The following is an 8,762-nucleotide window of genomic DNA, read 5'->3' as shown; positions in this document are numbered from 1 at the left end:
CGCCAGGCGTGAAAATCGGGAGGCCCGGGGCTAAAGCTAGAGCATGTTCTTCACGTCCCCGAAGAAGTCGAGGCTCCCCACTCCGCAGGAGGCGCTGCCCGGCCGTCCGCAGGAGATGCCCGTTCCCCCGAAGCACACCGTGCTGGGCACCCCGTTGAAGGGGCCGGTCCCGGAGGGCTTTGAAGTGGCCATCTTCGGCATGGGCTGCTTCTGGGGGGTGGAGCGCAAGTTCTGGCAGGTGCCGGGCGTGTACTCCACGGCGGCGGGCTACGCGGGCGGGCTGACGCCGAACCCCACGTACGAGGAGGTCTGCTCGGGGCTCACCGGCCACAACGAGGTGGTGCGCGTGGTGTACGACCCGAAGAAGGTCACCTACGCGCAGCTCTTGAAGGTGTTCTGGGAGAACCACGACCCGACGCAGGGCATGCGCCAGGGCAACGACGCGGGCACCCAGTACCGCTCCGGCATCTACTACGCGAACGACGCCCAGAAGCGCGCCGCGGAGGAGACACAGCGCGCCTTCCAGGAGGCGCTGCGCGCGAAGGGCCTGGGGGACATCACCACGGAGCTCCTCCCGGCGCCGGCCTTCTATTACGCCGAGGACTACCACCAGCAGTACCTGCAGAAGAACCCGGGCGGCTACTGCGGCGTCGGGGGCACGGGCGTGAGCTGCCCCATCGGCGTCGGCGTCAGCGCCTGACTCAGTGCGCGGCGGACGCGGTGGGGGCCGCCGCCCGCTCCGGCACGCCCGCCCAGGCGCGCTCCAGGTGCGGCGCCAGCTGGCCGGTGGCCATCAGCGCCGCCATGCGCAGGTCGGAGAAGAACGACCAGAGCGGGTACTTGAAGCTCGCCGGACGATTGCGCTCGATCTTGAAGTGGCTGGCCCACGCGAAGCCGTAGGCGGCCACGAGCGCGGCGGGAATCAGCGCGCCCCGGCCGGTGACGGCGGCGGTGATGCCCAGCCCCACGCCCAGGCTGGTGCCGGTGAAGTGCAGCCAGCGTGTCGACGTCTGCGAATGCTCGCGCAGGTAGAACGGCCAGAACTCGCCATAGGTCTGGATGCGGTCGGACATGAAGTGAAGTTGTGTCCCGACCCCCGCCCGCCGTCAACCCACAGGGGCCCCTGGCGTGCGGACAGCGACACCGGTCGGCCCTCGGGTCGCGGCAACCCGGGGAGGACCGCAGGCCGGGAGGCGGCCGGGCAGGCCCCCGTTTTCGGCCCCTCCCGGAACAATCCCACCCGGACGGTCAGGGGGCCGGAGGCGCAAGGGCCGCGTGTCGTGAAAGACTCGGGGCCGCGCATGAACGACTGGACGCCCAAGCTGAACCCCTCGGTGGACCTGCGTCGCCTGCCGCTGAACGCGGAGGAAGGCTTCGTGCTGTCGCGGCTGGACGGGCACACCCGCGCCCGGGACCTGCCGGCGCTCACCGGGCTGCCCCTGGAGAAGCTGCGCGACATCCTGGCGCGGCTCGTGGAGCAGGGCGCGCTGCTGCCGGGCGCGGAGGACGCCGCCCCCGTGAACGCGCTGCGCCAGGGCGCTCCGGCCGCGCGCCCTCCCACGACGCCCGCCGAGGAGGTCCCCCTGCGCATCCAGGCCGCGTCCGCGCACGAGGCCACCGACGCGGATCCGCTGCCGGAGACCGAAGCCGCCTCCGGGGCCTCCGGGGACGGAGACGACGAGCCCGCGCCCGGGGACGAAGTCTCGGAGGCGGTGCTGGGCAACTACCGCAAGCTCTTCGAGACGCGCCTGCACGGGCTGCCCGAGGACCAGCGGGTCGCGATGGCGCACGGGGTGGAGGACCCGGAGCTGTCCGCGCTGTGCTTCGACCCGGTGCCCGCCGTCATCAAGGCCACGCTGGAGAACCCGCGCGTGGGGCTCGCACACGCGCGGCTCATCGCCCGGCACCACCGCAACCCCGTGGGCCTGGAGGCCCTGTGTGCCCGCGCGGCCTTCACCGCGGACTCGGGCGTGCGCCGCTTCCTCGTGCGCAATCCGCAGCTCCCGGCGTCCCTCTTCCGTCGCCTGTGGGCGCTGCGGCGGCTGATGGAGCACCACAAGCTCACCGTGGACCGCGACGTGCCGGAGTCCACGCGCCGCACCGCGCGCGAGCTCTTGCGCCAGCGCTTCGCCAGCGGCCCCTCCGAGGAGAAGGTGGAGCTCATCCTCAACACGGAGGGCCGCGCGTTGGGGGCGCTCGTGGGGATGTCGGTGGATGGCAAGACGGCGTCGCTGCTGTGCGGTCGCACGTACCGCTCGCCGCTGCTCATCCAGAACCTCGCGCGGTGGAGCGCCGCGCCGCCGGTGCTCGTCGCGCACCTGCTCAAGCAGGAGCTGGTGCGCCGTCAGCCGCAGCTCCGCGCGATGCTCGCGCGCCACCCGAACGCCCCCGCGGACGTGAAGCGCGCCTGACCGGGGCCGTCACCCCGGCGGAGGCACGGGAGGCGGCGGCGTGCGCCATCGCCCCACCTCGCTCATCAGCATCACCACGAACACCAGCAGCGGCAACAGGCTGAAGGCCAGCAGCAGCAAGGCCCCGATCCAGAAGCTGAAGGAGTCTTCCATGGGCAGCACCTGCTGCCCGCCGTTGGGCTTGACCAGCACCCGCAGCGTCACCGGGGTCCCCTCCGCGAGGGGCGTGTCGGACGCCGCCTCGGACAGCCTGCGCGTGTAGGACTGGCCCTGGAACACGTACGTCACCTCGGGCCGGTAGCAGGTGTACTCGGTGATGCGGACGACGCCCCCGGTGCGGCCCCGGACCTCCCTCGTGCACGTCCCCTTCGCGGTCGCCGTGCAGACGGCCTCCACGGTGACGGCGTTCCTGGCGAAGAACGCGGCCTCCCGCAGCTGCTCCACGCCGAACCGGATGAAGAAGAACGTCACCGCGCCGAAGAAGAGGATCCCGCACCACCGGAGGACCCTGTCGAACCCACTCATGGGACCAGTGTCTCCGCACGCGGCCCCGGTCATCAACCCGGGGTCGGGGCTCGCAACTGGAGTCGCGGCGGCCCGGTGCTGTAGACCAGGGCCTTCATGGTCAGCCCCGAGGCCCAGGTCGTCCGCTCCCTGAAGCACCACCTGCTGGAGCACGGGCTGCGCGCCTCGCGCGTCCTCCACCTGCTGGTGGACGCGGATCCGTCCTACGTCCACAGCCCGTTCGCCCACGAGCTGGAGCCGATGACGCGGCTCACGCTGGAGGGCGCCCGCCCGGACATCCTCTGCAGCGTCGCGCAGCCGGAGGGCGTCCTCGTCGCGGGCATCGAGGTGAAGGCGTCGGTGAAGGACTGGGTGAAGGGCATGGGCCAGGCCCACCGCTACCGCTCGGGCGTCCATCACGCGTACCTCGCGCTCCCGTCACCCGCCTCGGACCTCCACCGCTCCGCGTTGACCATGGCGCGGGACAACGGCGTCGGCATCCTCGCGAGGGATGACAAGCGCTGGGTGGAGGTCGCGCCTCCGGCCGACCCGACCCCGCTGCCCCGCGTTGTCAGCCAGGCGTCCGCGCTGCTCGAAGGCACGCCCGTCGCGCGGAGGCTCCAGCTCAACCACCCGCTCAACTACCTCGCGGCCACCTTCCTCGCGGAGGACAAGCCGACCTCGCAGTCGCTCCTGGAGGCGCTCGCGGACCGCTGGTCGGACCTGTCCAGCGACGGCGCGCGGCGGCACGCGGCCGTGGGCGCCAGCACGCTCGGGCTGTTGGATCACGACTGGGAGCCCACCGTGGAAGGCCGGGCCGTGGCGGAGCTCCTGGCCGCGCTCCAGTTCAAGCCGGGCACGGGCTACGAGAAGCGCAAGCAGCTGGCCCAGGCCCACGCGCCACTTGCGGCCGTGGCGCGCTTCGTCCTCGTGCGCCAGCCCGCGGTGCGCCTCATCCATCGGACGCTCGCGGACAATGGAGGTTCCCTCACGCTTCCGGAGCTGGCGGTGGCCGCGGGCCAGGAAGACCCCGCGCTGGCCACCGCCCTCTTCCTCGCGGATCCCTCCAAGGACCTCAAGCCAGGGCTGCGCGGACCGGACTTCAACCCCTCCACCGTCTTCAAGTTGAAGCAGAACCTCTGGCACGCGGGGCTGCTCGACACCAAGGCCCACGGCTCCTCCGGCAAACAGGCCGGCGTCTATCGTCCGGATGACGACCACTGGTCCCTGCCCCAGCGCACGCCCCGCACGACGCCTTGACTACTGCTGTAGTCATGGCATATCCCCTCGTGACTACAAATGTAGCCATGAGGGGATTTCATGAGCGGACAGACGGAGCGTGACGGGCAGCGGCTACCGGTCCTGCTGCGGGAGGGGCTGGGCTGGCTCGTGGCGCTCCAGCTCCTGCTGGCGCTCCTCTGGGTGGGGCCGCTGCGGCCGGCGCTGCTCCCCGTCCTCCAGGTCGCGTGCTCGCTGAGCGCGGCTCCGGCCGCCTCGGAGCAGCCCCTGCTCCGCACCCTGCGCGTCCGGGCGCGCCAGGCCCGGGTGCTGCTCAAGGCCGCCGACACCCTGCGCCGTCATGCCGTGCCCCTGGTGCGCGCGGAGCTGGCGTCGTGGTGGCAGGAGCAGCGGCGCCCGCGCTCACGGCTTCCGGGCGGTGATGAGCGGCTGGTAGAAGCCGGTCTCCTCGGGCGAGTACCAGCGCGGATCCACCAGCCCCGCCTGCGTGAGCGCGCGCTCCAGCTCCAGGCGCTCCAGCAGGCGGTAGACGCCGGTGTGCTCGGTGGTGTGCCAGACGCCGGACTCCTGGCGCAGGATGAACTGGCGCACCGTGTACTGTCTTTCATCCACCGCCCAATCCCAGACCTGGAAGAGGACGCGGCGGCCCAGCGGCGTGTCCAGCACCCGCTCCGCCGTGAAGCGCGGCCGCTTCTCCACCAGCGCCTCATGGTCCCGCAGGCTCGCCACCAAGAGCCCCCCGGGCACCAGGCGCGACGCCATCGCGTTCGCCGCGTCGTGCAGATCTGAGTCCTCCAGCAGGTGCGCGAGCGCGTTGTCGCACGACATCACCACGTGGAACGCGCCCGGTACCTGCCAGTCCAGCATGCGCATGTCCGCCACGCCGGTGGTGAGCGTCACGTGCATGGCGCGCGCTTCGCGCTCCGCGCGGGCCACGGCGGAGGGGCTCAGGTCCGTCGCGTGCACCGCGTAGCCCCGGGCCGCCAGCCCGAGCGCCTGCGTGCCGATGCCGCACGCACAGTCCAACACCCGGCGCGGGGGCGGCATGTCCGACCGGCGCAGCAGCGCGTCCAGCACCGCGCCCTGCCGCTCCACCGACTGCTCCCAGTCCGCGAAGAGCAGGTGGTACTCCTCGGCCAGCCCTTCGTAGAAGTCCAGGACGCTGTCAGACATGACGGCTTCCTCTCTAACACCCTCCCACGTCCCGTCACGCTCGGGGACGCGCGACGTCATCCACCCGTCACGCCCGCGTCTCACCCGGGCATGGGGGCGGGGTTCCACGGGTTTCTCCTCAAGAAGCTGTTACCGGGAAGACGGGACCTGTAAGCCCGTACCGGCGTGCGGGGGCTCCGGGGCAGGATGCGCCCGCGGTCCCATGAGTGAAGCCGAGTGAAGCGCACGCGCACCCGAAGCAAGGAGCCCCGATGCTGACGTTGACGCCCTCGCAGGTCCGCCTGGGACGGTCCGCCAAGAACAAGGCGGAGGCCATCCGCCTCGTCGGGCAGGTGATGGTGGAGTCCGGCTTCATCGCGCCCGGCTACGTCGACAGCATGCTCCGGCGCGAACAGGTGTCCGCGACGTACCTGGGCCACGGCATCGCGATTCCGCACGGCCTGCCCGAAGCGCGCGACCTCGTGCGCCAGACGGGCGTCGTCGTGGTGCAGTTCCCGCAAGGGGTCGCCTGGAGCCCGGAGGGGCACGCGCGCCTCGTGGTGGGCATCGCGGCGAAGTCCGACGAACACCTCCAGGTGCTCGCCAACCTCACGGGCGTGCTGGGCGACGAGGCTCGCTCCGAGGCCCTGGCCCACACGCAGGATGTGGCCCTCGTCGTCCAGGCGCTCAACGGCGCGGCCCCTCCGCCGGAGGCCAGCGACTCCGTCCCCCCCACCTTCGACGGGCCCCACGTCCAGGTCCTCTCGCCCTCGCCGCACGGCCTGCACGCGCGCCCGGCCACCGTGCTGGTGGAGGTGGTGCGGCGCTTCCGGGCCGACGTCACCGTGCACCACGACGGGCGGCAGGCGAATGCGCGGAGCCTCCTGTCGCTGCTGCACCTGGGGGCCCGGGGCGGCACGTCACTGACGCTCACGGCGACGGGCGACGACGCGGACGCGGCGCTCCGTGCACTCCGCGACGCCTTCCAGTCCGGCCTGGGCGAGGAGGCGCCCGCCACGCCCACCGCGACCGCCGCGCCGAAGGCCACCGTCACGCTCGACTACGAGGGGACGCTGGTGGCGGGCCTGTCCGCGTCACCGGGCATCGCGGCCGGGCCGGTGTGGGCCTTCCAGCGCGAGCGGCTGGTGGTGGAGGAGCGCGCCGCCGACGCCGTCCAGGAGCACCGCAAGCTGGAGGAGGCCCTGGCGGGCGCGGCGGCGGAGCTGCGCCAGTTGCATGAAGGCTTCCTCAAGAAGGCCGGGGCGCAGCGGGCCGCCATCTTCAAGGCGCACCTGGAGCTGCTGGACGACCCGGAGATGCTGACGGAGACGCACGGCCACATCGACACCGGCCTGAGCGCGGGCGCGTCCTGGCGCCGCGTCTTCGAAAGCCGCGCCGAATCGCTCGCGAAGCTGGCCGAGCCGACGCTGGCCGCGCGCGCCGCCGACCTGCGTGACGTGGGCCGGCGCGTGCTGCGGCCCCTGGCCAACGTGGTGGAGGGCGAGGCCACCTTCCCGGACCACCCGGTGGTGCTGCTGGCGGAGGACCTGGCCCCGTCGGACACGGCGAAGCTGGACCCCGCCATGGTGCTGGGGCTGTGCACGGCGGGCGGAGGCACCACGTCGCACACGGCCATCATCGCGCGCTCGCTCGACCTGCCGGCGGTGGTGGCGGCGGGGCCGTCGGTGCTGGACCTGCGCAACGGCCAGCTCTGCATCCTGGACGGGGACGCGGGCGTGCTGGTGCTGAAGCCCTCGGAGCGGGACCACACGAAGGCCGCCACGCACCGCGAGCGCACCCGGGTGCGGCGCGAAGAGGAGAAGCTGGAGCGCTACCGGCCCGCCATCACGCTCGACGGCAAGCGCGTGGAGGTGGCCGCGAACATCGCCGAGGCCGCGGAGGCCCAGAAGGCCGTGGACGCGGGCGGCGAGGGCGTGGGGCTGATGCGCACGGAGTTCCTCTTCCTCAAGCGCGACGACCCGCCCGACGAGGAGGAGCAGCTGCACGCGTACCGCACGATGGTGCGCGCGCTGAACGGCCTGCCGCTCATCCTGCGCACGCTGGACATCGGCGGCGACAAGCACGTGCCCTACCTGTCGCTGCCGGCGGAGGCGAACCCCTTCCTCGGCGTGCGCGGCATCCGCCTGTGCTTCGAACGGGAGGACCTGTTCCGCACGCAGCTGCGCGCCATCCTGCGCGCGTCGAAGGAGGGCCCGGTCCGCATCATGTACCCCATGGTGGCGACGCCCGAGGAGCTGACGAAGGCGCGCGCCATCACGGAGTCCGTGCGCCTGGAGGTCGGCGCGGATCCGGTGGAGACGGGCATCATGATCGAGGTGCCGTCCGCGGTGATGATGGCGGACAGGCTGGCGAGGGACGTGTCGTTCTTCTCCATCGGCACCAACGACCTGACGCAGTACGTGCTGGCGATGGACCGTGAGCATCCGGTGCTCGCGCCGCAGGCGGACGGCCTGCACCCCGCGGTGCTGCGCATGGTGGACCTCACGGTGCGCGCGGCGCGGAAGGCGGGCATCTGGGTGGGCGCGTGCGGCGGCATCGCGGGCGACCCGTCCGGCGCGGTGGTGCTGTCCGGCCTGGGCGTCACGGAGCTGAGCGTCGCCATCCCCAGCATCCCGGCGGTGAAAGCGCTCCTGCGCGGCATCTCCATGGCGGACGCGGAAGCGGTGGCCCGCGAAGCGCTGGAGAGCGGCAACGCGGCGGAGGTGCGGGCGCTCGTGCGGGACCTGCTGGCCCGGAAGGGAGCGAAGGCGTGAGGCCGACGAAGCCGGGGGTGGTGACCGTCACGCTGAACGCGGCCATCGACCAGACGCTGGAGTGCCCGGGCTTCACGGCGGGCGCCGTCAACCGCGTGGTGGCCGAGACGCGCACGCCCGGGGGCAAGGGCATCAACGTGGCGGCGTTCCTCGCGGGAGGCTCGCGGCCGGTGACGGCCACGGGCTTCCTGGGCGCGGACAACGTGTCGCTGTTCGAGGCGCTGTTCCGCGAGCGCGACATCCAGGACCGCTGCCTGCGCCTGCCTGGCTCCAGCCGCGTGAACATCAAGGTCGTGGACCGCACGAGCGGCGCGGTGACGGACCTGAACCTGCCCGGGCTCCGCGTCCCTGAGGAGGCCCTGGACGCGCTGGGCGCCGCGCTGGACGCGCTCACGCTGGACCATGGCTGCTTCGTCCTCTCCGGGAGCGTGCCGGCCGGAGTGCCCGCCACGGTCTACGCCACGCTGACGAAGCGCCTGCACGCGAAGGGCGCGTTGGTGGCGGTGGACACCAGCGGCGAGCCACTGCGCCACGCGGTGGCCGCGCGGCCGGACTTCCTGAAGCCGAACGCGCACGAGTTGGGGGAGCTGCTCGGCCGTCCGCTGGGGACGCCGGGAGAGGTGGCGCGGGCCGCGCGCGAGCTGCACGCGGGGGGCGTCGGGTTGGTGGTGGTGTCGCTGGG

General features: G+C 72.6%; 9 protein-coding genes. 5 read left to right on the top strand and 4 right to left on the bottom strand.

The annotated features are described in order from the left end of the window. The first annotated feature begins 43 nt into the window (after nt 1-43). A complete protein-coding gene (gene msrA / locus D7V93_RS30565; RefSeq protein WP_120646745.1) occupies nt 44-700 on the top strand; it encodes a peptide-methionine (S)-S-oxide reductase MsrA in 657 nt (218 codons plus the stop codon). A 1-nt stretch (nt 701) separates the two neighbouring features. On the opposite strand, the gene D7V93_RS30560 is transcribed toward msrA, so the two are convergent. After that, nucleotides 702-1,073: an Mpo1-like protein gene (locus D7V93_RS30560; protein ID WP_120646744.1), complete on the bottom strand. Its 372-nt coding sequence runs from the start codon at nt 1,071-1,073 to the stop codon at nt 702-704. A 228-nt stretch (nt 1,074-1,301) separates the two neighbouring features. Between D7V93_RS30560 and D7V93_RS30555 the strand changes: the two genes are divergently transcribed. After that, the gene (locus D7V93_RS30555; protein ID WP_208723205.1) at nt 1,302-2,411 is read left to right on the top strand and encodes a hypothetical protein; all 1,110 of its coding nucleotides are present in this window, start codon (nt 1,302-1,304) and stop codon (nt 2,409-2,411) included. A 9-nt stretch (nt 2,412-2,420) separates the two neighbouring features. On the opposite strand, the gene D7V93_RS30550 is transcribed toward D7V93_RS30555, so the two are convergent. Next, nucleotides 2,421-2,936: a DUF3592 domain-containing protein gene (locus D7V93_RS30550; RefSeq protein WP_120646742.1), complete on the bottom strand. Its 516-nt coding sequence runs from the start codon at nt 2,934-2,936 to the stop codon at nt 2,421-2,423. Between the two features lie 96 nt (nt 2,937-3,032). Here D7V93_RS30550 and D7V93_RS30545 point away from each other — a divergent pair, with 96 nt between their 5' ends. Next, a complete protein-coding gene (locus tag D7V93_RS30545) occupies nt 3,033-4,175 on the top strand; it encodes a hypothetical protein (RefSeq protein ID WP_120646741.1) in 1,143 nt (380 codons plus the stop codon). Nucleotides 4,176-4,268: 93 nt separating this feature from the next. Here the strand turns inward: D7V93_RS30545 and D7V93_RS30540 are convergent, their stop codons facing one another. Further along, entirely contained in the window at nt 4,269-4,496 is a 228-nt protein-coding gene (locus tag D7V93_RS30540) for a hypothetical protein (RefSeq protein WP_120646740.1), read from the bottom strand. A 60-nt stretch (nt 4,497-4,556) separates the two neighbouring features. Next, nucleotides 4,557-5,327, bottom strand: a complete 771-nt coding sequence (locus D7V93_RS30535; protein ID WP_120646739.1) for a class I SAM-dependent methyltransferase — start codon at nt 5,325-5,327, stop codon at nt 4,557-4,559. A 251-nt stretch (nt 5,328-5,578) separates the two neighbouring features. Here D7V93_RS30535 and ptsP point away from each other — a divergent pair, with 251 nt between their 5' ends. Both ptsP and D7V93_RS30525 read left to right on the top strand, forming a co-directional pair. Next, a complete protein-coding gene (ptsP, locus tag D7V93_RS30530; protein WP_120646738.1) occupies nt 5,579-8,080 on the top strand; it encodes a phosphoenolpyruvate--protein phosphotransferase in 2,502 nt (833 codons plus the stop codon). Then, the coding region (locus D7V93_RS30525; RefSeq protein ID WP_147451417.1) for a 1-phosphofructokinase family hexose kinase at nt 8,077-8,762 on the top strand (686 nt) is incomplete at its 3' end. The genes ptsP and D7V93_RS30525, both read left to right, overlap by 4 nt.

The organism is Corallococcus llansteffanensis, from assembly GCF_003612055.1.
In the GTDB taxonomy this organism is placed as follows: domain Bacteria; phylum Myxococcota; class Myxococcia; order Myxococcales; family Myxococcaceae; genus Corallococcus; species Corallococcus llansteffanensis.
The sequence above is the reverse complement of the archived record's forward strand: the minus strand, read 5'-3'. Positions and strand labels throughout refer to the sequence as shown.